The organism is Mesorhizobium sp. P2_F7 (assembly GCF_056403695.1).
On sequence record NZ_JBFUFA010000007.1, the window covers coordinates 188,578 to 213,082 of the forward strand.

The 24,505-nt window shown below is 63.1% G+C and carries 27 protein-coding genes; 8 read left to right on the forward strand and 19 right to left on the reverse strand.

The genetic code is table 11. The features are described 5' to 3' along the window. Window positions 1-97: 97 nt before the first annotated feature. A complete protein-coding gene (locus tag AC1DZ8_RS22805; RefSeq protein ID WP_477301133.1) occupies window positions 98-547 on the reverse strand; it encodes a MarR family winged helix-turn-helix transcriptional regulator in 450 nt (149 codons plus the stop codon). Beyond that, window positions 544-1,434: an alpha/beta fold hydrolase gene (locus AC1DZ8_RS22810; protein WP_477301131.1), complete on the reverse strand. Its 891-nt coding sequence runs from the start codon at window positions 1,432-1,434 to the stop codon at window positions 544-546. The genes AC1DZ8_RS22805 and AC1DZ8_RS22810 overlap by 4 nt, the downstream gene beginning before the upstream one ends. Window positions 1,435-1,574: 140 nt before the next feature. Here AC1DZ8_RS22810 and AC1DZ8_RS22815 point away from each other — a divergent pair, with 140 nt between their 5' ends. The 3 genes from AC1DZ8_RS22815 (at window position 1,575) to AC1DZ8_RS22825 (ending at window position 5,410) form a co-directional block, all read left to right on the forward strand. Further along, window positions 1,575-2,507, forward strand: a complete 933-nt coding sequence (locus AC1DZ8_RS22815; protein ID WP_477301129.1) for an alpha/beta fold hydrolase — start codon at window positions 1,575-1,577, stop codon at window positions 2,505-2,507. Window positions 2,508-2,588: 81 nt separating this feature from the next. Then, the gene (locus AC1DZ8_RS22820; RefSeq protein WP_477301127.1) at window positions 2,589-3,764 is read left to right on the forward strand and encodes a CaiB/BaiF CoA transferase family protein; all 1,176 of its coding nucleotides are present in this window, start codon (window positions 2,589-2,591) and stop codon (window positions 3,762-3,764) included. Further along, window positions 3,761-5,410 carry a thiamine pyrophosphate-binding protein gene (locus AC1DZ8_RS22825; protein ID WP_477301125.1) on the forward strand — a complete coding sequence of 550 codons (1,650 nt, stop codon included), beginning with the start codon at window positions 3,761-3,763 and terminating at the stop codon, window positions 5,408-5,410. Before AC1DZ8_RS22820 ends, AC1DZ8_RS22825 begins: the two co-directional genes overlap by 4 nt. Window positions 5,411-5,511: 101 nt before the next feature. On the opposite strand, the gene AC1DZ8_RS22830 is transcribed toward AC1DZ8_RS22825, so the two are convergent. After that, window positions 5,512-5,955: a CHRD domain-containing protein gene (locus AC1DZ8_RS22830; RefSeq protein WP_477301123.1), complete on the reverse strand. Its 444-nt coding sequence runs from the start codon at window positions 5,953-5,955 to the stop codon at window positions 5,512-5,514. A gap of 165 nt (window positions 5,956-6,120) precedes the next feature. After that, window positions 6,121-7,404: a cystathionine gamma-synthase family protein gene (locus AC1DZ8_RS22835; RefSeq protein ID WP_477301121.1), complete on the reverse strand. Its 1,284-nt coding sequence runs from the start codon at window positions 7,402-7,404 to the stop codon at window positions 6,121-6,123. 122 nt (window positions 7,405-7,526) lie between these two features. Here AC1DZ8_RS22835 and AC1DZ8_RS22840 point away from each other — a divergent pair, with 122 nt between their 5' ends. Further along, window positions 7,527-7,985 carry an Lrp/AsnC family transcriptional regulator gene (locus AC1DZ8_RS22840; protein WP_477301119.1) on the forward strand — a complete coding sequence of 153 codons (459 nt, stop codon included), beginning with the start codon at window positions 7,527-7,529 and terminating at the stop codon, window positions 7,983-7,985. A 133-nt stretch (window positions 7,986-8,118) separates the two neighbouring features. Here the strand turns inward: AC1DZ8_RS22840 and AC1DZ8_RS22845 are convergent, their stop codons facing one another. Genes AC1DZ8_RS22845 through AC1DZ8_RS22860 form a run of 4 tightly spaced genes read right to left on the reverse strand, consistent with a single transcriptional unit; the run spans window position 8,119 to window position 11,964 of the window. Continuing rightward, window positions 8,119-9,090 (reverse strand): ABC transporter substrate-binding protein, encoded by a 972-nt coding sequence (locus AC1DZ8_RS22845; RefSeq protein WP_477401674.1) that lies wholly within the window; start codon window positions 9,088-9,090, stop codon window positions 8,119-8,121. 39 nt (window positions 9,091-9,129) lie between these two features. Further along, entirely contained in the window at window positions 9,130-10,284 is a 1,155-nt protein-coding gene (locus tag AC1DZ8_RS22850; RefSeq protein WP_477301117.1) for an ABC transporter permease, read from the reverse strand. Continuing rightward, window positions 10,281-11,159 carry an ABC transporter permease gene (locus AC1DZ8_RS22855; RefSeq protein WP_477301115.1) on the reverse strand — a complete coding sequence of 293 codons (879 nt, stop codon included), beginning with the start codon at window positions 11,157-11,159 and terminating at the stop codon, window positions 10,281-10,283. The genes AC1DZ8_RS22850 and AC1DZ8_RS22855 overlap by 4 nt, the downstream gene beginning before the upstream one ends. Window positions 11,160-11,172: 13 nt before the next feature. After that, a complete protein-coding gene (locus AC1DZ8_RS22860) occupies window positions 11,173-11,964 on the reverse strand; it encodes an ABC transporter ATP-binding protein (RefSeq protein WP_352583828.1) in 792 nt (263 codons plus the stop codon). Between the two features lie 116 nt (window positions 11,965-12,080). Here AC1DZ8_RS22860 and AC1DZ8_RS22865 point away from each other — a divergent pair, with 116 nt between their 5' ends. Continuing rightward, on the forward strand, window positions 12,081-12,485 hold the full coding sequence (locus AC1DZ8_RS22865) for a cupin domain-containing protein (protein WP_477301113.1): 405 nt from the start codon (window positions 12,081-12,083) through the stop codon (window positions 12,483-12,485). 17 nt (window positions 12,486-12,502) lie between these two features. On the opposite strand, the gene AC1DZ8_RS22870 is transcribed toward AC1DZ8_RS22865, so the two are convergent. The 5 genes from AC1DZ8_RS22870 to aptA form a co-directional block, all read right to left on the reverse strand. After that, entirely contained in the window at window positions 12,503-12,886 is a 384-nt protein-coding gene (locus tag AC1DZ8_RS22870) for a hypothetical protein (protein ID WP_477301111.1), read from the reverse strand. A 16-nt stretch (window positions 12,887-12,902) separates the two neighbouring features. After that, window positions 12,903-13,280: a hypothetical protein gene (locus tag AC1DZ8_RS22875; protein ID WP_477301109.1), complete on the reverse strand. Its 378-nt coding sequence runs from the start codon at window positions 13,278-13,280 to the stop codon at window positions 12,903-12,905. Further along, the gene (gene hydA / locus AC1DZ8_RS22880; RefSeq protein ID WP_477301107.1) at window positions 13,277-14,728 is read right to left on the reverse strand and encodes a dihydropyrimidinase; all 1,452 of its coding nucleotides are present in this window, start codon (window positions 14,726-14,728) and stop codon (window positions 13,277-13,279) included. The genes AC1DZ8_RS22875 and hydA overlap by 4 nt, the downstream gene beginning before the upstream one ends. A gap of 63 nt (window positions 14,729-14,791) precedes the next feature. Then, window positions 14,792-16,042, reverse strand: a complete 1,251-nt coding sequence (locus AC1DZ8_RS22885) for a Zn-dependent hydrolase (protein ID WP_477301106.1) — start codon at window positions 16,040-16,042, stop codon at window positions 14,792-14,794. A 69-nt stretch (window positions 16,043-16,111) separates the two neighbouring features. Beyond that, the gene (aptA, locus tag AC1DZ8_RS22890; RefSeq protein WP_477280414.1) at window positions 16,112-17,440 is read right to left on the reverse strand and encodes an omega-aminotransferase AptA; all 1,329 of its coding nucleotides are present in this window, start codon (window positions 17,438-17,440) and stop codon (window positions 16,112-16,114) included. A 242-nt stretch (window positions 17,441-17,682) separates the two neighbouring features. On the opposite strand from aptA, the gene AC1DZ8_RS22895 reads away from it, so the two are divergent. Next, complete coding sequence (locus AC1DZ8_RS22895; protein ID WP_477301104.1) at window positions 17,683-18,324, forward strand: TetR family transcriptional regulator C-terminal domain-containing protein; 642 nt, start codon at window positions 17,683-17,685, stop codon at window positions 18,322-18,324. A gap of 313 nt (window positions 18,325-18,637) precedes the next feature. Here the strand turns inward: AC1DZ8_RS22895 and AC1DZ8_RS22900 are convergent, their stop codons facing one another. Then, on the reverse strand, window positions 18,638-19,510 hold the full coding sequence (locus tag AC1DZ8_RS22900; protein WP_477301484.1) for a helix-turn-helix transcriptional regulator: 873 nt from the start codon (window positions 19,508-19,510) through the stop codon (window positions 18,638-18,640). Between the two features lie 103 nt (window positions 19,511-19,613). Here AC1DZ8_RS22900 and AC1DZ8_RS22905 point away from each other — a divergent pair, with 103 nt between their 5' ends. Continuing rightward, a complete protein-coding gene (locus AC1DZ8_RS22905; RefSeq protein WP_477301102.1) occupies window positions 19,614-20,453 on the forward strand; it encodes an SDR family oxidoreductase in 840 nt (279 codons plus the stop codon). After that, complete coding sequence (locus AC1DZ8_RS22910) at window positions 20,450-21,172, forward strand: SDR family oxidoreductase (RefSeq protein WP_477301100.1); 723 nt, start codon at window positions 20,450-20,452, stop codon at window positions 21,170-21,172. The genes AC1DZ8_RS22905 and AC1DZ8_RS22910 overlap by 4 nt, the downstream gene beginning before the upstream one ends. A gap of 25 nt (window positions 21,173-21,197) precedes the next feature. Here AC1DZ8_RS22910 and AC1DZ8_RS22915 read toward each other — a convergent pair whose 3' ends face one another. The 5 genes from AC1DZ8_RS22915 to AC1DZ8_RS22935 all read right to left on the reverse strand — a co-directional run bounded on the left by AC1DZ8_RS22915 (window position 21,198) and on the right by AC1DZ8_RS22935 (window position 24,492). Continuing rightward, window positions 21,198-21,575, reverse strand: coding sequence for a DoxX family protein (locus AC1DZ8_RS22915; protein ID WP_477301098.1), 378 nt, complete (start codon window positions 21,573-21,575; stop codon window positions 21,198-21,200). An 84-nt stretch (window positions 21,576-21,659) separates the two neighbouring features. Continuing rightward, window positions 21,660-22,118, reverse strand: coding sequence for a carboxymuconolactone decarboxylase family protein (locus AC1DZ8_RS22920; protein WP_477301096.1), 459 nt, complete (start codon window positions 22,116-22,118; stop codon window positions 21,660-21,662). Window positions 22,119-22,142: 24 nt separating this feature from the next. Next, window positions 22,143-22,661, reverse strand: coding sequence for an RrF2 family transcriptional regulator (locus AC1DZ8_RS22925; protein WP_477301094.1), 519 nt, complete (start codon window positions 22,659-22,661; stop codon window positions 22,143-22,145). Between the two features lie 107 nt (window positions 22,662-22,768). Then, window positions 22,769-24,082 carry an NAD-dependent dihydropyrimidine dehydrogenase subunit PreA gene (gene preA / locus AC1DZ8_RS22930; protein ID WP_477301092.1) on the reverse strand — a complete coding sequence of 438 codons (1,314 nt, stop codon included), beginning with the start codon at window positions 24,080-24,082 and terminating at the stop codon, window positions 22,769-22,771. Between the two features lie 56 nt (window positions 24,083-24,138). Continuing rightward, on the reverse strand, window positions 24,139-24,492 hold the full coding sequence (locus AC1DZ8_RS22935; RefSeq protein ID WP_477301090.1) for a hypothetical protein: 354 nt from the start codon (window positions 24,490-24,492) through the stop codon (window positions 24,139-24,141). Window positions 24,493-24,505 lie beyond the last annotated feature (13 nt).

The window sequence follows — 24,505 nt, forward strand, 5'->3', positions numbered from 1 at the left end:
CCAGCACTCCTAGCGTGTCATAGCGCAAGCTAGAAACGTACGACATGTCAGAATTACGATTTCTTTCGTCCGCCGCAAAAAACAATCGATCCGCCGATCAGGCCTCGCCCTCCTCGACCCGCTTCGCCAGTGTACGCAGCAGGTCCAGCGCAGTCTGAAGCGAGCGAGTCTCGATGCCGTCGGAGACGCGGTTGGCCCAGACATGTTGGCGCGTGCCGATATCGCGTATCGCTGTCCAGCCGGCATCGGTGATTGCCAACAGCTTGGCGCGGCGGTGCGCCGGGTTGTCGGCATAGGCGGCAAGCCCTTCGGCGGCCAATATGTCGGCCAGCCGCTGCACGCTCTGGCGGGCAAGCCCCATGTCGCGGGCAATATCGGCAACCGATTTCGGCTCCTTCAGCACCGCGCCCAGGACCTGCCAGCGCGCCGCCGTCAGACCGGCGGGCTCCGCCAGCCGGTCGGCCGCGTCGAGAAACCCGCCATTCAGCCGAAACACCGCAAGTACCAGTTCGGTGAGTGCGTCGGCGGCTTCGGTCCTCTCAGTCATTTCTGGCCGGCCTCGATGGTGGAAACGAAGATATTGACGGCTTCAGCCACCGCCTCCGGCTTGTCAAGCATCACCCAATGGCCGGAACCAGCAACGATTTGATGGCCGATTCCGCTGCGAAGCCGGAAAAGCGCTGCCGCATTGTCGTTGGCCTCTGTGGCCAGCACGAAGATCGGCCCGTGATAGGCGTCGAGCGTCGGTTCCGGATCCCATTCGGCCAGCGCCTTGCCGACGCCTGCCCGTGCCGCCGGATCGACGAGAGCCGCATCGGCGAGGACCTGTTTACGGACATCCGCATTGGAGCCGGCGATCGAGGTGTAATAAGCGCTCAGCACATCGCCGCCGCTCGGCCCCGCCAGATCGCGCACGAACCCGTCGCGGATCTCCTTCGGCAGTGCGCGCGGATCGGTCGCCGGGTCGACCAGCAAGATGCCGGCGACCCGGTCGGCATGGCCGGCGGCATAGGCAAGGGCCGCGCCACTGCCGCCGCTGTGCGCGACAAGGACAAACCGCTTCAGGCCGAACGCATCGGCCACGGCGCCGATATCGGCCGCACGGCCATCATAACCGTAGTCGGCATCAGCTGCAGGCGCCGATGCGCCATGGCCGCGAAAGTCGAAGGCGACCACTTCGCGGCCGTCAACAGTGAGCTGCATGACCCTGTTCCACGTCGAAGCACGGCTGCAATCGCCATGCGCGAACAGGATCGGCAGGCCGTTGCCGGCCTTGAGGTCGTAAGTGGCGAGCCGTCCCTGCGGACCGGCAATGGTTGACGTCTTCATGGTCATCTCCCTGGTTTGGCTGGATGCGACGCCGGGCAACAGCATCGCGGAGGCGAAGCTCACCAGCAGGACGGCGCGGCGCGAAACGATCGAATTGGCTTTCATGCTCCTCTCCCGATCTATTTTGACAGCATGCTGTCATATAGCCAAATTGACAGCACACTGTCAATAGCGATGCCAGGTGATTTCGCCCTCCCCTTGACGTCGCTCCTGCGGTCGCCCAACAGTCACTGAGGGAGCGACATATGGCATTTGACAAGCAGACGACGCTGGCCTCACCGACCGGGGCCACGCTCAACCTTTTTATGAAGCACGCCAGCGGCTCTCCGCGCGCCGTTATCCAGATCAACCACGGCCTGGCCGAGCACGCGGCGCGCTATGCCCGCTTCGCCGATTACCTCAGCACCCGCGGCATCCAAGTCTACGTCCACGACCATCGCGGCCACGGCGCGACCAAGGCGCCCGATGCCCCGCTCGGCAGGTTCGCCGGCAGTGACGGCGCCGCCAAGGTGATCGCCGATGTCGACGCCGTTCACGACCTGATCGCAAAGGAGCAGCCCGGCCTGCCGGTCATCCTGTTCGGCCATTCATTTGGTGCGTCGGTGGCGCTGAACTACCTGCTGGCGCACTCGCCACGCGTCCACGCCGCTGCGATCTGGAATGGCAACTTCTCGCAAGGCCTGCTTGGACAGCTTGCGCTTGCCATCCTGGCTTATGAGCGGTTCCGGCTCGGCTCCGACGTCCCCTCACGCATCTTGCCCAGGCTGACCTTCCAGGCCTGGGGCAAGGCGGTGCCCAACCACAAGACGCTGTTCGACTGGCTGTCGCGCGACGAGGCGGAAGTGGCCAAATACATCGCCGATCCGCTCTGCGGCTGGGATGCCTCGATCTCGATGTGGCGCGATGTCGTCCAGATGGCGCAGAATGGCGGCAAGGATGCGGGCTTTGCCGGCATAAGGCGCGATCTTCCCGTCAGCATCGTCGGCGGCGAAAAAGATCCGGCTTCCGACTACGGCAAGGGCATCGATCATCTCGCCAAACGCATGCGCGCGATGGGTTTTTCGAATCTGCTTTCAAAGGTTTACGCCGACACCCGCCACGAAAGTCTGAACGAGGTGAACCGTGACACCGTCATGGACGATTTCGCCGCCTGGGCCGATGGTGTGTTGAAACGCTGACATCGCTGGCCCAGCGCAAGGCCCGTGACAGCGGCATCCCGGATTGATAGAGGCTGCGGTTCCGACCCGCTCTGGTGTTTTATGGCTGAACCTCCCCTGAAAGGCGTCCGCGTCATCGAACTGGCCCGCATCCTTGCCGGGCCATGGGCCGGGCAGTTGCTGGCCGATCTCGGCGCCGATGTCATCAAGGTCGAAAGCCCCGATGGCGGCGATGACACCCGCAAATGGGGCCCGCCCTTCGTCATGAGCCACGACGGCGAAAACCTGTCGGCTGCCTATTACCATTCCTGCAATCGCGGCAAGCGATCCATCGCTGTCGATTTCTCGACTGCCGAAGGCGCCGAGACGGTTCGCCGGCTGGTCGCCACGGCCGACGTGCTGATCGAGAACTTCAAGCTCGGCGGGCTCAAGAAATACGGGCTCGATTTTGATAGCCTGAAAGCAATCAATCCTCGCCTCGTCTATTGCTCGATCACCGGCTTCGGCCAGGACGGACCTTACGCGCCCCGCGCCGGCTATGATTTCATCATCCAGGCCATGGCCGGGATGATGTCGATCACCGGCGAGGTCGGGCGCGAGCCGCAAAAGGCCGGCGTCGCCATCTCCGATATCTTCACCGGCCTCTACTCCGTCATCGCCATTCAGGCGGCACTTCGCCACGCCGAGAAGACCGGCGAAGGCCAGCACATCGACATGGCGCTGTTCGACACCCAGATCTCCGCGCTCGGCAACCAGAACCTCAACTACCTCGTCTCCGGCAAGTCGCCGGTGCAGATGGGCAATGCGCATATGAACATTGCCCCCTACGAGGTCGTGCCGGTGCGGGACGGCCACATCATCCTCGCGGTCGGCAATGACGGCCAGTTCGGCAAATTCTGCGCCGCCGTCGGGCTCGACCATCTCACAGCGAATCCTGATTTCGCCACCAATCCGGCCCGCGTCGCCAACCGGGTCAAACTGCGCGAGCACATGATCGAGACGCTGAAGAACTGGGATCGCGACCCGCTGCTGGCGAAACTCGAAGCGGCCAGCGTGCCGGCGAGCCCGATCAACACCATCGGCCAGATGTTTGCCGATCCGCAGACCATTGCGCGCGGCATGCGCCTCGACCTCGACGATGGCCATGGCAATCGTCTGCCCTCGGTGCGCGCGCCGATGGTGATGTCCGGCACACCGCTGGTCTATGAACGCCCCTCGCCACGCCTTGGCGAACACACTGACGAAATCCTTGCCGAACTGGAGAAATCTGGAAAATGAAGACCGGCGGACAACTGATTGTCGACGCGCTCGAGGCCAACGGCACTGATCGCATCTTCTGCGTGCCGGGCGAATCCTATCTCGCCGTGCTCGACGCGCTGCATGACTCGCCGATCCGCACCATTGTCTGCCGCCAGGAAGGCGGCGCTGCCATGATGGCCGACTGCCAGGGGCGGCTGACCGGCAAGCCCGGCATCTGCTTCGTCACCCGCGGCCCCGGCGCCACCAATGCGTCCGCCGGCATTCACATCGCCATGCAGGATTCGGTGCCCGTCATCCTGTTCATCGGCCAGGTCGCCAGCCATGCCAAGGAGCGCGAGGCCTTTCAGGAAGTCGACTACAAGCGCTTCTTCGGCGACATCGCCAAATGGGTGGTCGAAATCGACGATGCCGCGCGCATCCCCGAATTCGTTACCCGAGCCTTTGCCGTCGCAACGTCGGGTCGCCCCGGTCCCGTCGTCATCTCGTTGCCCGAAGACATGTTGACCAGCCTGGTCGAGGCGCCCGTCGCCTTGCCGCACACACCAGTCGAAACGCGCCCCGGCGAGGCAGAACTCGACGCACTGGAGAAACTGCTCGGCAAAGCCAAGCGTCCGTTCGTCATCCTCGGCGGCACACGCTGGGACGAGGGAGCGGTGGTACAGATGCGCACCATCGCCGAGGCTTGGTCACTGCCCGTCGGCTGTTCCTTCCGCCGCCAGATGCTGTTCGACCATCTTCATGCGAACTACGCTGGTGACGTCGGCATCGGCATCAACCCCAAGCTGGCAACGGCGATCAAGCAGGCCGACCTAGTGTTGCTGATCGGCGGCCGCATGGGCGAGATGCCGTCTTCCGATTACACGCTGCTGAAAAGCCCCTACCCCGACCAGACGCTGGTCCATGTCCATGCCGATGCCGGCGAGCTTGGCCGCGTCTACCGGCCGACGCTGGCAATCAACGCTTCGCCCTCGGCTTTCGTCGAGGCGTTCGCCAAGCGCAAGCCGGCTGGCACGCCGTCCTGGGCGGATGAGACAGCGAAAGCACATGCTGCCTATCTCGACTGGTCGACGCCGCCTGAAAGCGGCCCCGGCTCGGTCCAGATGGGACCGATCATGAATTACCTGGAAAAGGTGCTGCCCGACGACGCCATTCTCACCAACGGCGCCGGCAATTACGCCACCTGGGTGCATCGCTTCCACCGCTTCCGCCGCTTCGCCACGCAAGGCGCGCCCACCTCCGGCTCGATGGGCTACGGCACGCCGGCGGCGGTCGCCGCCAAGGCGCTCCATCCGGAGCGCACTGTGATCGCCTTTGCCGGCGACGGCTGCTTCCTGATGAACGGCCAGGAATTCGCTACCGCTGTGCAATACGACCTGCCGATCATCGTCATCGTCGTCAACAACGGCATCTACGGCACCATCCGCATGCATCAGGAGCGTGACTATCCCGGCCGCGTCGTCGCCACCGACCTGAAAAACCCCGACTTCGCAGCCCTCGCCCGCGCCTATGGCGGCCATGGCGAGACGGTGGAGAAGACCGCCGATTTCGCCGCGGCCTTCGAGCGTGCCCGCGCCAGCGGCAAGCCGGCGATCGTTGAGATCAGGCTCGATCCCGAAGCGATCACGCCGACCCGGACGATGACGCAGATCCGCGACAAGAGCTGAGTGCTTTAAGAGCGAAAGCCGAGTTCCTTCGCGCCCCCCTCTGTCCTGCCGGACAGGGGGGCGCTGCCCCACCGACTTCCAAAGGTAGTCGCAATCCTTCCCTATTTCGCCGCCTCGATCTGCCCGCGGATCTCGCCATCCTTGTTCGCGGCAGTGTGGACATTGACGTAGTAGTTCCCACCCGCCAGGTCGGCGGCCTGCGCGTCGGTCAGCTCGGCCGAACCTTTGATCGGGCTCTTGAGTTTGCCGTTGAACGGGATGACGGGCGCTGCATTCGCACCCATCGCCGCCGGACCGTGAATATGCGCTGCCGTCGCAGGCCCGCTGAGGCCGGAATATTTGACGTTCCAGCTGAGCTTCTTCTTGGTGGTATCGAAGGTAAAGGTAGCGGTGCCTTTGCCCTTGGTGGTGACTGCCGGATTCTGCTGGCTGCCGTCGAGCGTCGCCTTGTACTTCACCACCTCGGCCATGGCCGGGGACGCGAACAGGAAAGCGGTCGAAATGGCCAGCGCCGAAAGCACTGGCAGGAAGGATTGTGTGCGCATGAAGAACCTCCGATTGGATGTCGCATGCGTCACGCCCCAGCGCGCGCATGCCTCAACCGGAACGGCTGGGCGGCGCAATGTTTCCCTGCACACGGTTTTGTGACTGGGGAAGCACCAAAGGGGGTGATCGATCGCCCCCTTCCGGTCGCCAAAAAAGGACGGTCGTCAGGCGCCGGCCAGCGCCTGTGTCAGGTCGGCGATCAGATCGTCCGGGTGTTCGACGCCGATCGACAGCCTGACCGTCGTCTCGAGCACGCCGATGCGCTGGCGCACGTCGAAGGGGATGCCGGAATGGGTCATGGCCGCCGGATGGCTGGCCAGCGACTCCGTGCCGCCGAGGCTCACCGCCAGCTTGAAGATCTGCAGCCCGTTGAGAAAGGCGAAAGCCGCCTTCTCTCCGCCTTTGATGTCGAAGGAAAAGGTCGAGCCGGCGCCAGTGCTTTGCCTCAAATAGGCGCGGCCCGCCGGGGTGTCCTCGCCGAGGAACGGCAGGTAATGCACCTTCTCGACCTTGGCATGGTCGCGCAGGAATTCGGCGACGACGCGCGCATTGTCATTGGCCCGCTCCATGCGGATCGACAGCGTTTCCAGCGAGCGGCCGAGCATCCAGCAGGAATGCGGATCGAGCTGCGTGCCTATGGCACCGCGCAGCGCCTTGATTGGCTTGGTGACCGCCTTGCTGCCCATGGCCGCACCGGCGATCAGGTCGGAATGGCCGCCGACATATTTGGTCAACGAATAGACGGAGACGTCGGCGCCGTGCTCGATCGGCCGCTGGAACACCGGGCCGAGCAGCGTGTTGTCGCAGACGACGATCGGCGTCGATCCTTGCTTGCTGCCGATTTCGTCGGCGATCTTTCTGATCAACGCGATATCGACGAGGCTGTTGGTCGGATTTGACGGCGTCTCGATCAAGATAACGGAGACACGCCCCTTCGCCACGGCAGCGTCCGCAGCCGAGCGTACCGCCTTCTCGTCGACGCCATCCGCAAAACCGACTGCGCCGATGCCGAAGCCGGACAGCGTGCGGGTCAGCAGCGTCTCGGTGCCGCCATAAAGCGGCTGCGAATGCAGGATGACATCGCCGGGACGGGCATAGGCAAGCAGCGTGGTGGCGATCGCTGACATGCCCGACGAGAACAGGATGCAGGCGTCGGTCTCCTCGTAGACCGCCAGCCGGTCCTCGACGATCTCTGAGTTGGGATGGTTGAAGCGCGAATAGACCAGGCCGGAGGCCGTGCCGCTCGGCGGCTCCTTGCGGCCGGACGTGTAGTCGAAGAAGTCGCGTCCCTCTTCCGCCGACTTGAACACGAAGGTCGAGGTCAAAAACACCGGCGGCTTGACGGCGCCTTCCGAAAGCTGCGGATCGAAGCCATAGCTCAGCATCAGCGTCTCGGGATGGAGCTTGTGGTTGCCGATATGGGTTTTCGACGGGCGCGGCGCGGTCATGGTTTTTCCTGCCTTTTGAGGGATGTTGCGCGGCAATTTATGCGATCCTGACCCGCCAGTCCTTGCTATTTTCGGCCTCGCATGGCTGCATCTCGGCAATAAACTGCCGGGAGCGAGCAAAATTGCAGCAGAAGATAGCCGACGATTTCGACCTTAAAATCCTGCGTGAATTGCGGGCGGACGCACGCATCACCAACAATGAGCTCGCCGAGCGCATCGGCCTGTCGCCGTCGCCTTGCCTGCGGCGCGTGCGCAGGCTGGAGGAAGCCGGCATCATCCGGGGCTACACCACACTGGTTGATCCCTCAGCCTTCGGCTGGAGCATGGTCGCCATCGCCACCGTCAGGCTCAGCCGCCAGAACGAGGACGAGATCGTCATGTTCGAAGACGCCATCCGCGGCTGGGAAGAGGTGCTGGAATGCCACCTCGTCACCGGGTCGCGCGACTATGTGCTGAAGGTGGTGACCGGCAGCCTCGACCAATACGAGCGCTTCATCAAGGAAAAGATCGCAAGGCTGAAATGCGTCGCCTCGATCGAAACCAGCTTCGTTATGAACACCATAAAGGAACGGCGCCTCTGACAAATGCATGTCGCCCAAAAGTGTGCAGCGGTTTGGGGGCAACGACATGCATCAAACAAAGAAAGAGAGCGGTTCTTTCGAACCGCTCTCTCGGAGGCGCCGTTTTGAAGATCAGACTGCAGCCGGTTAGGGCTTATTTGATCGCCTTGTCGGTGATCGCCGTGGTGTAGGCGCCGGTCGGCGCCTTGGTGATGATCTTCTGGTCGARCAGCGCCTTGGCGGTCCGCTCATAAGTCGCCGGGTCGAGCTTGCCGTCGGCATTGTCGATCAGCTTGGCAACTTCGCTCATCATCCGCTTCTGGTGGTTTTCGTCCTGGCCGCCACCGTCCATGACGATGCCTGCGGCTTCGTCATTGTTGTCGATGGCGTATTTCCAGCCCTTCATCGAAGCGCGCACGAAACGCACCATCTTGTCTTCGAAGGCCGGATCCTTGAGCTTGTCTTCCGAGGCGTAGAGCCCGTCCTCGAGCAGGTCGTTGCCCATCGCCGAGTAGTTGAACACGGTCAGCTGTTCCGGCTTGTAGCCGGCGTCGATCAGCTGCCAGTACTCGTTGTAGGTCATGACCGAGATGCAATCCGCCTGCTTCTGGATCAGCGGCTGCACGTCAAAGCTCTGCTTCAAGACAGTGACACCGTCCGGGCCGCCTTCGGTCTTGAGACCGAGCTTGTTCATCCAGGCGTAGAACGGATATTCGTTGCCGAAGAACCAGACGCCGAGCGTATGGCCCTTGAAATCGGCTTCGGTCTTGATCGGGCCGTCCTTCGGGCAGACCAGTTCCATGCCGGCCTTCTTGAACGGCTGGGCGATGTTGACCAGCGGCACGCCCTTTTCGCGCGCGGCCAGCGCCCCACCCATCCAGTCGACGATGACGTCGGCGCCGCCGCCGGCAATCACCTGCTCGGGCGCGATATCGGGACCGCCCGGCTTGATGTCGACGTCGAGGCCTTCGGCCTCATAGAAACCCTTGGCCTTGGCGACGTAGTAGCCGGCAAACTGGGCCTGCGTGACCCATTTCAGCTGCAAGGTCACCTTGTCGGCGGCCATGGCCTGGAACGCGGCCAGCGACATTGCGCCGGCCAACAACGGAATGATCAGTCTTTTCATGTTTTTACCCTCTGAAGTTAACACCCAAAACCCACCGCCCTATCCACCACGGACAGAGGGATGCCAAAACGTGACGGCTCTCTCGATAAGAGCGACCACGCCATAAAAGACCGAACCCGCAAGGGCTGCAACTGCGATTTCGGCCCAGACCATGTCGATGTTCATCCGCCCGACCTCGGTCGAGATGCGAAAGCCCATGCCGACGACGGGCGTGCCGAAGAACTCGGCGACGATGGCGCCGATCAGCGCCAGCGTCGAGTTGATCTTCAGCGCGTTGAAAATGAAGGGCGCCGCAGCCGGCAACCGAAGCTTCAAGAGCGTCGGCCAGTAGCCCGAGGCATAGGTGCGCATCAGGTCCCGCTCCATATGGCCGGAGGCGGCAAGGCCGGCGACCGTGTTCACCAGCATCGGAAAGAAGGTCATGATGATGACCACCGCCGCCTTGGACGGCCAGTCGAAACCGAACCACATCACCATGATCGGCGCCACGCCGATGATCGGCAGCGCCGAGACCATGTTGCCGATCGGCAAGAGGCCGCGGCGCAGGAACGGCACGCGGTCGGCCGCAATCGCCACGAGAAAGCCGGCGCCGCTGCCGACGACATAGCCGAAGATCACCGCCTTGAATATGGTCTGCCGGACATCGGCGCCGAGCACCGGCAGGGAACTCGCGATGCGCGCGCCGATGGCGCTCGGCGGCGGCAAAAGGATGAAGGGGATGCCGGCGCCACGTGTCACCGCTTCCCAGATGATCAGAATCCAGGCGCCGAAGATCGCCGGGATGATCAGGCGCAGCGCCATGCGGACACCTTTGGCCATCGGGCGAAGCCCCGACAGCACCGCCACGCAGCGCCAGGCCAGCAGCCAGGCAGCGGCGAGCAGCAGGAAATACGGCGCCAATGCTGCGCCTTCGAAACCGGTAATGCCGGAGATCAGCATCCAGGCGACGAGGTGGGCGCCGATAAACAGCACCACGGCCTCCGCCAGCGGCGGAATCCTGAGCATCGAGATCAGCCCCGCCAGCACCGCCAAGCCGATCATCGGCGTCTTTATTCCGAAATAGGGATAGTCGAAGCTGGCTGCGGGGTTTGCCAGTGCAGCCGCTTCCGGCTTCGACATTGCGCCGAGCCCCAGAGCGACAAGACACAGGAGAATGGCCAGCACCGCTTGCCAGGATGGCTTCAGCCAGTTCATGCCGGCCTCCCGCCCATGGCGCGGTCGACGAGGCGCCCGGCAATGCCGACCACCATGACCAGAAGGGCGGCCACCACCGAGCCGGCGACCAGTGCCGACCAGATGTCGATGGACTGACTGTAATAGGCGCCGGCGAGCAGCTTGGCGCCGATGCCGGCGACAGCACCCGTCGGTAGTTCGCCGACAATGGCGCCGACCAGGCTTGCCGCCACCGCCACCTTCATCGAGGTGAACAGGAACGGCACCGAGGCCGGCACGCGGAGCTTCCAGAAGGTCTGCGAGACACTGGCATTGTAGGTGTGCATCAGGTCAAGATGCATGAGTTCGGGCGACCGCAGGCCTTTCACCATGCCCACCGTCACCGGGAAGAACGACAGATAGGTCGAGATCATCGCCTTCGGGATCAGGCCGCTGATGCCGATTGCCCCCAGCACGACGATGATCATCGGCGCCACTGCCAGGATGGGGATGGTCTGCGACGCGATGATCCACGGCATCAGGCTGCGGTCGAGCGTCGCCACATGCACGATGCCGACTGCGATGATGATGCCGAGCGCCGTGCCGAAGGCAAAGCCGAGCAGCGTCGACGACAGCGTCACCCAGGCATTATAGACGAGGCTGCGGGTCGAGGTGATCGGCCGCAGAAACGTATTCTCGAAGAAATTTACCGCCACCTGATGCGGCGCCGGCAGTGTCGGCTTCGGCTGCGACAACGTCTTGCCGATGAATTCGCTCAAGGTAGGCGTTTCACCGGCTCGCCGGTCAAGATCGCGCTGGAACGGCGCGTTGAGGATGACGGCAAAGACGTACCAGAGCACGACCACGCCAGCGAGAATCGAAGTCACCGGAACGATCTTGTCGCGGAAGCTGTCCATCTAGCGCACCGCCTCAATCTTCATAGCTGTGCCCCGCGTGCAGACCATCGCGGACGCGCGCGGCGATCGCCAGGAATTCCGGCGTCTCGCGGATGTGGAGCGGCCGCTCTCTGGGCAGCGTCGATTCGATGACATCGGTGACGCGGCCCGGGCGTGGCGACATGACGACGATGCGCGTCGAAAGATACACGGCCTCAGGAATGGAGTGGGTGACGAAGCAGATGGTCTTGTTGGTGCGTCCCCACAATTCCAGCAATTGCTTATTGAGGTGATCGCGCACGATCTCGTCCAGCGCGCCGAACGGCTCGTCCATCAGCAGCAGATCGGCGTCGAAGGCGAGCGCGCGGGCGATCGAGGCGCGCTGCTGCATGCCGCCGGAAAGCTGCCAAGGATATTTCTTCTCGAAACCCGAGAGGTTGACGAGGTCGAGCGTGCGGTTGATCCGCTCCCTCTGTTCTGCCTTTGACAGGCCCATGATCTCCAGCGGCAGCCCGACATTGCGCTCGATGGTGCGCCACGGAAACAGCGCCGCGGCCTGGAAAACATAGCCATAGGCGCGTTTCTCGCGCGCCTGTTCGGCCGTCATGCCGTTGATCGAAATCGTCCCCGAGGTCGGTTTCTCCAGATCCGCGATGACGCGCAGCAAGGTGGTCTTGCCGCAGCCCGATGGGCCGATGAAGGAGACGAACTCGCCCTTGCCGATGGTCAGATCGACATTGGAGAGCGCCTGGACCGGACCGTCATTGGTCTGAAAGGTAAGGTCAAGTTTGCTTGCCGAAACGACGGCTGGCGAGGTTCCCGTCATTGGCCGCACGCCGCATCTCGTAGCCGCCGCTGCGCAGGATGAAATGCCGTTGCATTTGCGTTGATGTTGTTTTCCACTCGTCCAATCCCACTCAACCGACGCCCGGAGCCTTGCCGATGTCGCCGAAACCCACCTGTCACCTTATCCGTCCTCAAAGCACTTATGAAGGCAAGCAGGGATTGACCTATCTCGCCGGCATTGCGGCTGAGTCGGTCGGTTCCTCCGGCATCTGCATGCATGTGCTCACCATGCCTCCCGGCGCCCGCGCCAAGGCGCATCTGCATGAAAGCCATGAAACCGCGATCTATGTGCTCTCCGGCGAAGTTCACACCTGGTATGGCGACCGGCTCGAGCACCACATCGTCGTCAAGGCCGGCGACCTCTTCTACATCCCTGCCGGGGTGCCGCACCTGCCGGCCAATCTGAGCAACGCTCCATCCTCGGCCGTCATCGCACGCACCGACCCGAACGAACAGGAAAGCGTCGTACTGCTGCCGGAACTGGATGCGCTGGTGGCCTGACGCTGACGGGATCGCCATCATTTGCACCGCGCAACCTCGCCCATGACGTTGCCGTCTTCGTCGGCGATCGTCAGTTTCTTGGCGTTTTTGGCGCTGCGCTTGATGGTGAACTTGGTCGGCTCCGAGCCCTCTTCGCCTTCCGCTTCACAGGTTGCCGTCACCACCAGTGATCCATCGGCCTGCGCCTGCTTGTCCGTGAAGGTGCAGGCGCTGGCGGCGGTGACCAATGCCTCGTCGGTCAACAGCAGCATCCGATCGGCGGCGACCTCCTGGCCGTTGCGGTTGATGCAGCCATATTTGTCGCCATAGGGTTTCGACAGATCGATGCTGACCGCGAAAGCCTGGCCAGCGGCCAGAACGGCAAGCACCGCTACAGAGAGACCAAAACCACGCACGCTCATTCCCCCAAATCCAAAATCACGAGCACGGCTGCAGCGGCCCCATCTCGTCAAGGCCGGGAATGGTCACGAAGAAACCACCCTCGCCCTTGTTGGTGACCACAACGGTTTCAGCCGTCGTCCCCGCCTCGCCTTCGGCCGAACAGGTTGCATCAAGCGATTGCGTACCCGGCGCCGACGTCAATTGCTGCGCGAACCGGCAGCCGCTGCCATAGGTCTCGATGCCCTCCGCGGTCAGCACGATATAGTCGTCGCGATCCTGAAAACCGGCCTTTGCAAAGACACAGCCGGCATCGTTGCCCCAAGAGCCGAGCAGCCTGTCGGCCGCGGTCGCCGGACCAACGATGACGCACGCCACGACAAATGAGATGAGCGCCGCCGGGCTTCGCAACCTCAAACCCCGGTCGCCGGAATGCCGGTGCGTTCCACCTTGCGCGGCGCGGTAATGTCCTTCCAGGCCGACAGCGCCCGGTTGACCGCCGCGTTCGGCTCGCGGGCGACGAACTCGCCATGGCCGGGCTTGGCCTTGATCTCGGCTTCCTCGATCGACAGTTCACCGCGAGAAAACACGAAGCGCGGCAGGCCGGTCACCTCGAAGCCCTCGAAGACGTTGTAGTCGATCACCGACTGCTGCTTCTTCGAGGTGATCTTCTTCTTGCGCTTCGGGTCCCACACCACGATGTCGGCATCGGCGCCTTCGACGATGGCGCCCTTCTTCGGATACATGTTGAGGATCTTGGCGATGTTGGTCGAGGTCACGGCGACGAACTCGTTCATCGTCAGCCGCCCGGTGTTGACGCCGGTCGTCCACAGCACCGGCAAGCGGTCTTCGAGCCCGCCAGTGCCGTTCGGGATCTTGGTGAAATCGCCGACGCCGTTGCGCTTCTGCTTGGTGGTGAAGGCGCAGTGGTCGGTCGCCACCACTTGCAGCGATCCGGCCTGCAGGCCGGCCCACAGCGAATCCTGGTGCAGCTTGTTGCGGAAGGGCGGGCTCATGACGCGACGCGCCGCGTGGTCCCAGTCCTTGTCGAAATACTCGCTTTCATCCAGCGTCAAATGCTGGATCAGCGGCTCGCCGAACACCCGCATGCCCTTCTGCCGCGCCCGGCGGATCGCCTCGTGCGCCTGCTCGCAGGAGACATGCACGATATAGAGCGGCACGCCGGCCATGTCGGCGATCATGATGGCACGGTTGGCCGCCTCGCCCTCCACCTCCGGCGGCCGCGAATAGGCATGTGCCTCCGGCCCGTTATTGCCGGCGGCCAAGAGCTTTTGCGACAGAGCGGCGACCACGTCGCCATTTTCGGCATGCACCAGCGGCAGCGCGCCGAGATCGGCGCAGCGCTGGAACGACGCATACATCTCGTCGTCGTCGACCATCAGCGCGCCCTTGTAGGCCATGAAATGCTTGAACGAGGTAATGCCCTTGTCGACGACGGTCGCCATCTCGTCGAACACCTGCTTGCCCCACCAGGTGATCGCCATGTGGAAGGAGTAGTCGCAGGACGCCTTCGAGGTCTTGTTGTCCCACATCTGCAAGGCTTCCAGCAGCGACTGCTGCGGCGCCGGCAAGCAGAAATCGACCACCATCGTCGTGCCGCCGGAGAGCGCCGCGCGGGTGCCGGATTCGAAATCGTCGGCCGAATAGGTCCCCATGAACGGCATTTCGAGATGGGTGTGCGGGTCGATGCCGCCCGGCATGATGTAGCAGCCGGTGGCGTCGAACTCATGGTCGCCATGCAGGTTCGAGCCGATGGCGACGATCTTGCCGTGCTGCATCAGCACATCGGCCTTCCACGTGCGGTCGGCGGTGACGATGGTGCCGTTTCGGATGACTTTGGTCATTTTCGTGTTCCCTTGTTCTTGCCGCGCTTCTTTGTGAGCGTCGTTTGAATCCAGATTTTTAGTTCACGCCACGATCCCCGCCGTCTCCACCACCGCATGGAACAGCACGTCAGCGCCGGCGCCTGCCCATTCCTTGGTGATTTCCTCGGCCTCGTTGTGTGACAACCCGTCAACGCAGGGGCACATCACCATGGCGGTCGGTGCAACGCGGTTGATCCAGCAGGCATCGTGGCCGGCGCCGGAAACGATGTTGCGGTGGGTATAGCCGAGGCGATCGGTGGCGTCGCGGATCGCCTTGACGCAACCGGCATCGAAGGTCACCGGGTCGAAGGCGCCGACCTGCTCGACCTTGTACTGGATGTCGAGCGCCTCGCAGATCGTGTCGATGCCTTCGCGGATGCGGCCGTCCATGGCGTCCAGCACTTCCTTCTCGGGCGAGCGGATGTCGATGGTGAAGACGGTGCGCCCGGCAATGATGTTGCGCGAGTTCGGAAACACTTCCATGTGGCCGACCGCACCGACGGCATCCGGCTGGTAGTCCATGGCGATCTCGTGCACCAGTTCGATGACGCGCGCCATGCCGAGCCCGGCATTGCGGCGCTTGGGCATCGGCGTCGAGCCGGTATGCGCCTCCTTGCCGGTCAGCGTCACCTGCAGCCATTTCAGACCCTGGCCGTGGGTAACGACGCCGATATCGATGCCTTCGTCCTCGAGGATCGGCCCCTGCTCGATATGCAGTTCGAAGAAGGCGTGGATCTTGCGATCGCCGACCTTCTCGGTGCCTTTCCAGCCGATGCGCTCCAGCTCCTCGCCGAACTTTTTTCCCTGCTTGTCGGTGTGCTGATACACATCCGCCTGCTCCAGCACGCCGGCGAACACGCCGGACGCCATCATCGCCGGGGCAAAGCGCGAGCCCTCTTCGTTAGTCCAGTTGGTGACGACGATCGGATGCCTGGTGGTGATGCCGAGATCGTTGAGCGAGCGGATGATCTCCAGCCCGCCGAGCACGCCAAGCACGCCGTCATATTTGCCGCCGGTCGGCTGCGTATCGAGGTGGCTGCCGACATAGACCGGCGGCAGGCTGGGATCGGCGCCTTCCCGGCGGGCAAACATGGTGCCCATCTCGTCGAGGCCCATTTCAAGCCCGGCGGCCTCGCACCAGCGCTTGAATAGATGCCGGCCCTCGCCGTCCTCGTCGGTCACGGTCTGGCGATTGTTGCCACCGGCAATGCCGGGGCCGATCTTCGCCATCTCCATGATGGAATCCCACAAACGGTCTGAATTGATTCGCAGATTCTCGCCTGGGGCGGCCATTCAAAGTCCTCTCATTTCATATAACCGATCCGGCGGCGGTTCCCGCCACCGCCGGATTGGCTCAATAGATTAGTCTATCGCCCTCAGCACTTCACGCACATGGTCGATCAGTTCGTTGATCTGGCCCTTGGTGATGATCAGCGGCGGCGAGAGCGCGATGATGTCGCCGGTGGTGCGGATCAGCGCGCCTCGCTCGAACGCCTTGACGAAGGCCGAGAAGGCCCGCTTGGTCGGCTGGCCGGCAATCGGCGCCAGTTCGATCGCGCCGATCAGGCCGATGTTCCTGATGTCGATGACATGCGGCTCGCCCTTCAGCGAATGCAGCGCGTCTTCCCAGTACGGCGCCAGCTCCTCGCCACGGGTGAGCAGGCCCTCTTCCTTGTAGGTGTCGAGCGTGCCGAGTGCGGCGGCGCAGGCGATCGGATTGCCCGAATAGGTGTAGCCGTGGAAGAACTCGATCATGTGCTCCGGGCCGGTCATGAAGGCGTCGTGGATCTCCTTCTTCACGAACACCGCGCCCATCGGGATGACGCCGTTGGAAACGCCCTTGGCGGTGGTCATGATGTCGGGCGTGACGCCGAAATAGTCGGCGGCGAACGGCGCGCCGAGACGGCCGAACCCAGTGATGACCTCGTCGAAGATCAACAGGATGCCGTGCTTGGTGCAGATTTCGCGCAGCTTCTGCAAATAGCCCTTCGGCGGCAGGATGACGCCGGTGGAGCCGGCGACCGGCTCGACGATGACGGCCGCGATGGTCGAGGCGTCATGCAGGGTGACGATGCGCTCCAGCTCGTTGGCAAGCTCCGCGCCATATTCCGGCACGCCCTTGGAGAAGGCGTTCTTCTCCGGCAGATGCGTATGCGGCATATGGTCGACGCCGCCGAGCAGCGTGCCGAACATCTTGCGGTTGCTGACGATGCCGCCGACCGAGATGCCGCCGAAGTTGACGCCGTGATAGCCGCGCTCGCGACCGATCAGGCGGGTGCGCGCGCCCTCGCCCTTCACGCGGTGATAGGCGATCGCCATCTTCAGCGCCGTGTCGACCGATTCCGACCCGGAATTGGTGAAGAAGACATGGTCCATGCCCTTGGGCGCAATGTCGACCAGGCGGTTGGCCAATTCGAACACGATCGGGTGGCCCATCTGGAAAGCCGGCGCATAGTCGAGTTCGGCCGCCTGATGCTGGATCGCCTCGGTGATCTTGGGACGGCAATGGCCGGCATTAACGCACCACAAGCCCGCGGTGCCGTCGAGCACCTTGCGGCCATCGCTGGTGGTGTAGTGCATGTCCTTGGCGGACACAAACATGCGTGGCGCCTGTTTGAACTGCCGGTTTGCCGTGAACGGCATCCAGAATGCGCTGAGATCGTTCGGCGTGACTTTCAGCCGGTTGGACATGACCAAGACTTCCCCTTGTAACCTGTTTCGGTGCGGCTAACGCTTGGTCGTTCCAACACTTGGTCTTTGCGACGTTTTCATGCTACGCAAATTTTGACCGATTGGACAAACGTTAGCACCGCCCTGTCGGCGGTCAAGGGATTACTAGCGGAAATGCGGCCTTCGAAGTGCGCTCCACGGCTCAGGGAAAAACTGGTCCAGAGAATTGGTCCAGATGACCCGCGCGACCAAGGCTTGGCCTTATGACCGACGCCATCGAAGGCTCCGCCCCTCGCCGCACCCGCATCCAGCAGGAAAAGCGCGAACTGATCCTGGAAGCGGCGCTCGAAGTCTTCTCCACCAACGGCTTTCGCGGCTCGACCATCGACCAGATCGCCGAAGCTGCGGGAATGTCGAAGCCGAACCTGCTCTATTATTTCCGCCGCAAGGAAGACATCCACGAGACGCTGATGGAGCGGCTGCTGGCGACCTGGCTGGCGCCACTCAGGGAACTCGACGATATCGGCGATCCGCTGACAGAACTGCGGAGCTACATCAGGCGCAAGCTTGAAATGGCGCGCGATTTTCCCAGGGAGAGTCGGCTGTTTGCCAACGAGATCCTGCAAGGCGCGCCGCGCATCATGCCGCTTTTGGAAGGCGAGCTGAAAACGCTGGTCGATGAAAAGGCCAGCGTCATCAAGGGCTGGATGCGCGCCGGCAAGATTGCCCGCACCGATCCCTGGCACCTGATATTTTCGATCTGGGCAACGACGCAGCATTACGCCGATTTCGACGTCCAGGTCCGCGCCGTGCTCGGCCCCGACCGCGGCGGCGACGGTCGCTTCGAGGATGCGGCGCGGTTTCTCGAACAGCTGTTTATCGATGGGCTGAAGCCGGAGGGCTAAGGCAAGGTAGCGTCTAGGGCAACTTGTCAGTCGTTGGGGCTGCTACGGTGAAGATTGGCCGAAGCGCACATTGATTTCGTCATTCTAGGGCGAAGCAAGGAGCGAAGCGACGCGGCGCAGACCCTAGAATGCATTCCGTGACGGTCGCCAAAGAGCACAGCGATTCAGAATGATCGTCGCGCCCAGCCAGAGCTAATTCTGCACCGAAGCAGCGCCTTGGAGTCGCGGCATGGATCCTCGGGTCTACGCCGCGTCGCTTCGCTCCTTGCTCCGCCCGTGGATGACGAAGTCGAGGGCTTGCCGCCAACCAACCTTATGCGCTGCGCCGCTCGACAGGCATCGCCTCCAGCAATTTCTGCAGCTTCGCAACTGAATTCTGCTCGGCGAGCGGCGTGTAGACGATCAGCTTCATGTCCGAGCCGTCGTCGATCGACAGGCTCATATGCTCGAACGCCATGGAGCCCGCGATCGGATGGCGCAGATACTTCTTGCCGGACAGACGATGCACCACGTCGCGCCGCGGCCACCACTCACGGAATTCCGGGCTTGATCGCATCATCAGCGCGATCAGCCGTTCGAAATCCGGATCGCCGGTGTATTTCGCGCTCTCGGCGCGAAACGCCGCAAGGGTTGCGCGCGCCAACTGTTCCCAGTCGACCAGCAAATGGCGCCGGTGCGGATCGGTGAACACGCCATGGAGGATGTTGCGGGCATCACCTTCCAGCAGGCCGTAATCGCCGAAAATGGCAACGGCTCCGGCGTTCCAGGCCAGCACATCCCAGCGCGGCCCGACAATATAGGCCGGTTGCAGGACGAGACTCTGCAGCATGTGCAGGAGGGGACCTTCGACCTTGACCGGGGTGATGCGCCGCCGCTCAGGCTGCTGGCGGCCGGCGAGCGTGAACAAATGCCGCTTCTCGGCGGCGTCGAGGCGCAAGGCCTCGCAGAGCGCCGTCAGCACCTCCACGGAGGGCCGTACGTCCCTGCCCTGCTCCAGCCAGGTGTACCAGGTGGTGCCGACGCCGGCGATCATCGCCACCTCTTCGCGGCGCAGACCGGGCGTACGCCGCCTCGCGCCGGCCGCAATGCCGGTGGCTGACGGCGAAAGCCGTTCGCGGCGCGAACGCAGGAAGGCGCCGAGCTCGCGCCGGCGGCTGTCTTCGGGGGATGGTGCGGAAGCATCCATGCGGCTCAGTATAGCAGTATCGATACCAGGATAAAGTTTGAACTGTTTGGCGAGCGCAAAGCGCCCCATCTTGGCATCCAGAGCGAATATGGAGGCTCCCGACATGGACCTGAAAGACAAGACAATCCTCATCACCGGCTCGACTGACGGCGTCGGCCGCGTCGTCGCGCAAAGGCTGGGTGCGGCCGGCGCGCGCGTGCTGGTGCATGGCCGCGACGCCGCACGCGGCAAGGCAACCGTCGCCGAAATCGAAGCCGCCGGCGGCAAGGCCGAGTTTCTCGCCGCCGACCTCGCTTCATTGGCCGAGGTTCGCCGCCTTGCTGAGGCCGTGCGGGCAAGAACCGGCCGGCTCGACATCCTCATCAACAATGCCGGCATCGGCACCGCCGGCGCCAAGCGCCAGCTCAGCGCCGACGGCTACGAACTGCGCTTTGCCGTCAACTATCTCGCCGGTTTCCTGCTGACGTCGGAGCTACTGCCGCTGCTCAAGGCGAGTTCGCCTTCTCGCGTCGTCAATGTCGCCTCGGCCGGCCAGCAGGCGATCGATTTCGGCGATGTCATGCTGACCCGTTCCTATGACGGCGTGCGCGCCTACTGCCAGAGCAAGCTGGCGCAGATCCTGTTCACCATCGATCTCGCCGGAGAGCTGAAGGGCAGCGGCGTCACTATCAACGCGCTGCATCCGGCAAGCTACATGAACACCACCATGGTCCGCCAGGCCGGCGCGACGCCATGGAGCTCAGTGGAAACCGGCGCCGACGCCATCCTCAACCTCGCGACCTCGCCTGATCTCGAGGGCCGCAGCGGCCTCTATTTCGACGGCCAAAGGGAATCCCGCGCCGATGCGCAGGCCTATGACGCCAAGGCGCGGCAGCAATTGCGAACCCTGAGCCTGGACCTCGTTGGCCAGGCCTCCGCAAAATCGAAGGAACAGCATTCATGACCGGCAACATCCAACACACAGTCATCATCGGCGGCTCGTCAGGCATCGGACTGGCGACCGCACGCAAACTGCTTGGCCCAAGCATGAAGGTGACCATCACCGGCCGCAACCAGGACAAGCTGAACAGCGCTTGGAAGAGCCTCGGCGGTGCCGCCGACAAGGCAGCCTTCGATGCGTCGAAGCCGGACGAAGTCCGCCAGTTCTTTGCGGACGTCGGACCCTTCGATCACCTCGTTCTGGCCGCCAGCGGCGGCAAGGGGCTTGGCCCGTTCGCGAGCCTTGACCTCACCGACATCGCCGGTGGCGTCGACGAAAAGGTGCGGCCGCAATTGTCCTGCCTGCAGGCAGCCTTGCCGACGCTCAACAAATCGGGATCGGTGACCTTCATCTCGGCTGTATCGGCGCAGCTGACCGCGCCTGGCGTTGCCGGCATCGCCGCCGTCAATGGCATGCTGCTGACGGTGGTGCCGATCCTCGCCGTCGAACTGAAGCCGCTGCGCGTCAATGTCGTCGCGCCCGGCGTCATCGACACGCCGTGGTGGGACTTTTTGCCCGACGAGCAGCGGCAGGCGGTCTTTGCCGACTATGCCGGCAAGACCCCTGTCGGCAGGATTGGCCACGCCGAAGACGTTGCCGGCGCAATCGCCTTCCTCGTCTCCAACGGCTTTATGACCGGCCAGGTGCTGACCTGCGATGGCGGTTTGCGCTACGCGGCGTGAGCCGTCGAGCTTTGCGACGTAGTCGCTAAAGCGACTGCGCAATCAACGTCAGGAATCCACCGGCGATCGCGACATTGCCGACAAAGCCGTTGATGCGGGATGCCCGGTCCGGGCCCTGATGGTCCCAGAAATTGTGGAACATCGGCGTGGCGGCGATGAGAAACAGCAACAGCATAGCACTGGCGATCGCGGTCCACAGGCCGGCCATCACCAGCGCGCCGGCAATGGTCTGCAGGACGATGCCGGCCCACAGCGCCAGCTTGGCCTGCGGCACGCCGCGCGCGGCCATCAGCCCCGTCAGAAAGGTCTCGTTCTGGACGTTGCGCAGGCCGGCGACGACGAAGGCGCCGCCGAGCAACAGGCGGCCGAGAAACAACAAGGTCGAAGGAAAATCGACAGGCATAAAACTCTCCCCTTAAAAACAGCCGGTCTTGAAAACAGTTGGAGCGCCGCCCTCTGGACGGCGCTCCATGGCTAAACCGGACGGTCAGGCTGCTTTGGCAGCCGGCATCGGGTGAATGGCGTGGAACGGGATGCAGAGCCGGTTCCAGGTGTTGATCATCCCGATCGCAACCGACAGCTTGACCAGTTCCTCTTCCGAGAAATGCGCGAGCGTGCGGGCATAGAGCTCATCCGAGACACCGTTATTGGCGATCAGGGTCGTCGCCTCGGTCCAGGCAAGCGCCGCACGTTCGCGCTCGGAAAACAGCGGCGATTCCTTCCAGGCCGAAACCAGATAGAGCCGCGTCTCGGTCTCGCCGTCGCGCCGCGCCTCGCGGCTGTGCATCTCGACGCAGTAGGAGCAGCCATTGATCTGCGATGCCCTGAGCTTGATCAAATGCAGCAGGCTCACTTCCAGCCCGCATTCGTCGACCGCCTTGTTGAGCGACGACACCGCCTTCATGATTTCCGGCGCCTTGGCGAAGAATTGCAATCTCTGTTTCATCGTCTTTCCTTTCTGTCTGGCAGGTTAGCTTTGTTTGGTCGAAGTGGGTTTCTGCGGCCGCTGATGGCGCGCCACAAAGGCACAACTGGCGGCGATCGATCTCGGATCGCCTTCTGCTTGGTAGTCAGCCACGATGTCGGACAACCGGGTTTCCGCGAGAGCGGCCCGATAGGCGCGTTCCGCCTTCAGCATCGCGGCGTTGATGCCGCACAGTTTCACATAGGCGGACGCGTCGAGCTTGACCGGCCCGTTGCGGCGGATCTCACTGCAACGAAAAGCGGGCTCACGCCCCTCGATGGCCAGCACGATGTCGAGCAGCGTGATGCGCACGGCCGGCCGCGCCAGCCGGTAGCCGCCGGCCGGCCCCGGCACCGATTCCAGAATGCGCTCTGCGGTCAGCATGTTGAGATGCTTCAGCAGATAACTCGGCGACAGCCCAAAGGACTCCGCCAAAGCAGCGCCCGGCATGGTGCTGTTGCCCTCGACGCTGGCCAGCGTGGCCGCGCAATGGATAGCCGCTTCAACGCCCTCGCCCAACTTCATGGTGCTTCTCTCCAATTCATGGATACAGTTTATCGTGGATAGGTTTTATCTGCAATAGGAAAATGAAAACGGCGCCCGAAGGCGCCGCTTTTTTCCGTAGTCCGTCCCTACTCCGCCGCCACCTTGGCCATTGGGTTGTTCGGGTGCGTCGTCCAGTTGGCATAAATCGGCGAGACCGGCTTGCCGGTGCGCTGGTCCATGACGCCGGCGGCAAGCGGCTCCATGGTGATGCAGTTTTCCACCGGGCAGACATTGACGCACAGATTGCAGCCGACGCATTCGGCTTCGATCACCTCAAAATGCCTCTTGCCGTCGACCATGTTGGTGATCGCCTGGTGCGAAGTGTCCTCGCACGCGATGTGGCAGCGGCCGCATTTGATGCAGGCGTCCTGGTCGATATGCGCCTTGGCGATGTAGTTGAGGTTGAGATACTGCCAGTCGGTGACGTTGGGCGTGGCGCGGCCGATAATGTCATCGAGCGAGACGTGACCCTTCTCGTCCATCCAGTTTTCGAGACCGGCGATCATTTCCTGCACGATCTTGAAACCGTAGGTCATCGCCGCCGTGCAGACCTGCACATTGCCGGCGCCGAGCGCCATGAATTCGGCGGCGTCGCGCCAAGTGGTGATGCCGCCAATGCCGGAGATCGGCAGGCCATGGGTTTCGGGGTCGCGCGCAATCTCGGCCACCATGTTCATGGCGATCGGCTTCACCGCCGGGCCGCAATAGCCGCCATGCGAGCCCTTGCCGTCGATGGTCGGCTCTGGCGCAAAGCTGTCGAGATTGACGCCGGTGATCGAGTTGATGGTGTTGATCAGCGAGACCGCGTCGGTGCCGCCGGAGAGTGCTGCGCGCGCGGGCTTGCGCACATCGGTGATGTTGGGCGTCAGCTTGGTGATGACCGGCATGCGGGTGTTGGCCTTGCACCAGCGCACCACCATTTCGATGTATTCCGGCACTTGGCCGACAGCCGCACCCATGCCGCGCTCCGACATGCCGTGCGGGCAGCCGAAATTCAGCTCGATGCCGTCGGCTTCGGTCTCCTCGACCACCGGCAGGATCGCCTTCCAGCTTTCCTCGACGCACGGCACCATCAGCGAGACGACGATGGCGCGGTCGGGCCAGTCCTTCTTGACCTGCTTGATCTCGCGCAGATTGACCTGCAGGTCACGGTCGGTGATCAGCTCGATGTTGTTGAGGCCGAGCAGGCGCCGGTCCGCACCCCAGATCGCGCCGTAGCGCGGGCCGTTGACGTTGACCACCGGCGGGCCTTCTTCGCCCAGCGTCTTCCAGACCACGCCGCCCCAGCCCGCCTTGAAGGCGCGGATGACGTTGTAGGCCTTGTCGGTCGGCGGCGCAGAGGCCAGCCAGAACGGATTGGGCGATTTGATGCCGACGAAATTGTTTCTGATGTCTGCCATGGATCTTTCTCCTCTGGCCGCGGCGGGCTTACCCAGCGTTGCCTATCGTACCCCGATCATTCCTCACATCGAAGAAAAACCGTCGACGGTTCGCCTTCGACCGTTACCGTGATCTTGTCCGGATCGCCTTTGCGCGCGTCCAGTCCGACCATTCCTTCGTCCATGCGCACCGTCTCGTCTCCGTTAAGATAGACGTTCGCGCATGAGATCTTCGTTGCAACCTGATCGCCGGCTGGCGGCCCGGATGTCCATTTGCAGATCGTGTGCTCGTTGAAACCGACGCCGGTCGCTTCGACATACATCCGCTCCTCGCCCTTCTCGTCACACCACTCCGCGTAGAGCCAATAGTCCGCAGAAGCCGCAGGCATTGCCGCGGTGCCGATGACGGCAGCGAGGATCGGCGCGATCATCGCAGTGCCCGGT

Bases quoted from the DNA above. Each gene is read 5' to 3' on its own strand.
- AC1DZ8_RS22805 (WP_477301133.1), bottom strand. From the start codon at position 547: ATGACTGAGAGGACCGAAGCCGCCGACGCACTCACCGAACTGGTACTT.
- AC1DZ8_RS22810 (WP_477301131.1), bottom strand. From the start codon at position 1,434: ATGAAAGCCAATTCGATCGTTTCGCGCCGCGCCGTCCTGCTGGTGAGC.
- AC1DZ8_RS22815 (WP_477301129.1), top strand. From the start codon at position 1,575: ATGGCATTTGACAAGCAGACGACGCTGGCCTCACCGACCGGGGCCACG.
- AC1DZ8_RS22820 (WP_477301127.1), top strand. From the start codon at position 2,589: ATGGCTGAACCTCCCCTGAAAGGCGTCCGCGTCATCGAACTGGCCCGC.
- AC1DZ8_RS22825 (WP_477301125.1), top strand. From the start codon at position 3,761: ATGAAGACCGGCGGACAACTGATTGTCGACGCGCTCGAGGCCAACGGC.
- AC1DZ8_RS22830 (WP_477301123.1), bottom strand. From the start codon at position 5,955: ATGCGCACACAATCCTTCCTGCCAGTGCTTTCGGCGCTGGCCATTTCG.
- AC1DZ8_RS22835 (WP_477301121.1), bottom strand. From the start codon at position 7,404: ATGACCGCGCCGCGCCCGTCGAAAACCCATATCGGCAACCACAAGCTC.
- AC1DZ8_RS22850 (WP_477301117.1), bottom strand. From the start codon at position 10,284: ATGAACTGGCTGAAGCCATCCTGGCAAGCGGTGCTGGCCATTCTCCTG.
- AC1DZ8_RS22855 (WP_477301115.1), bottom strand. From the start codon at position 11,159: ATGGACAGCTTCCGCGACAAGATCGTTCCGGTGACTTCGATTCTCGCT.
- AC1DZ8_RS22860 (WP_352583828.1), bottom strand. From the start codon at position 11,964: ATGACGGGAACCTCGCCAGCCGTCGTTTCGGCAAGCAAACTTGACCTT.
- AC1DZ8_RS22865 (WP_477301113.1), top strand. From the start codon at position 12,081: ATGTCGCCGAAACCCACCTGTCACCTTATCCGTCCTCAAAGCACTTAT.
- AC1DZ8_RS22870 (WP_477301111.1), bottom strand. From the start codon at position 12,886: ATGAGCGTGCGTGGTTTTGGTCTCTCTGTAGCGGTGCTTGCCGTTCTG.
- hydA (WP_477301107.1), bottom strand. From the start codon at position 14,728: ATGACCAAAGTCATCCGAAACGGCACCATCGTCACCGCCGACCGCACG.
- AC1DZ8_RS22885 (WP_477301106.1), bottom strand. From the start codon at position 16,042: ATGGCCGCCCCAGGCGAGAATCTGCGAATCAATTCAGACCGTTTGTGG.
- aptA (WP_477280414.1), bottom strand. From the start codon at position 17,440: ATGTCCAACCGGCTGAAAGTCACGCCGAACGATCTCAGCGCATTCTGG.
- AC1DZ8_RS22895 (WP_477301104.1), top strand. From the start codon at position 17,683: ATGACCGACGCCATCGAAGGCTCCGCCCCTCGCCGCACCCGCATCCAG.
- AC1DZ8_RS22900 (WP_477301484.1), bottom strand. From the start codon at position 19,510: ATGGATGCTTCCGCACCATCCCCCGAAGACAGCCGCCGGCGCGAGCTC.
- AC1DZ8_RS22905 (WP_477301102.1), top strand. From the start codon at position 19,614: ATGGACCTGAAAGACAAGACAATCCTCATCACCGGCTCGACTGACGGC.
- AC1DZ8_RS22910 (WP_477301100.1), top strand. From the start codon at position 20,450: ATGACCGGCAACATCCAACACACAGTCATCATCGGCGGCTCGTCAGGC.
- AC1DZ8_RS22915 (WP_477301098.1), bottom strand. From the start codon at position 21,575: ATGCCTGTCGATTTTCCTTCGACCTTGTTGTTTCTCGGCCGCCTGTTG.
- AC1DZ8_RS22920 (WP_477301096.1), bottom strand. From the start codon at position 22,118: ATGAAACAGAGATTGCAATTCTTCGCCAAGGCGCCGGAAATCATGAAG.
- AC1DZ8_RS22925 (WP_477301094.1), bottom strand. From the start codon at position 22,661: ATGAAGTTGGGCGAGGGCGTTGAAGCGGCTATCCATTGCGCGGCCACG.
- preA (WP_477301092.1), bottom strand. From the start codon at position 24,082: ATGGCAGACATCAGAAACAATTTCGTCGGCATCAAATCGCCCAATCCG.
- AC1DZ8_RS22935 (WP_477301090.1), bottom strand. From the start codon at position 24,492: ATGATCGCGCCGATCCTCGCTGCCGTCATCGGCACCGCGGCAATGCCT.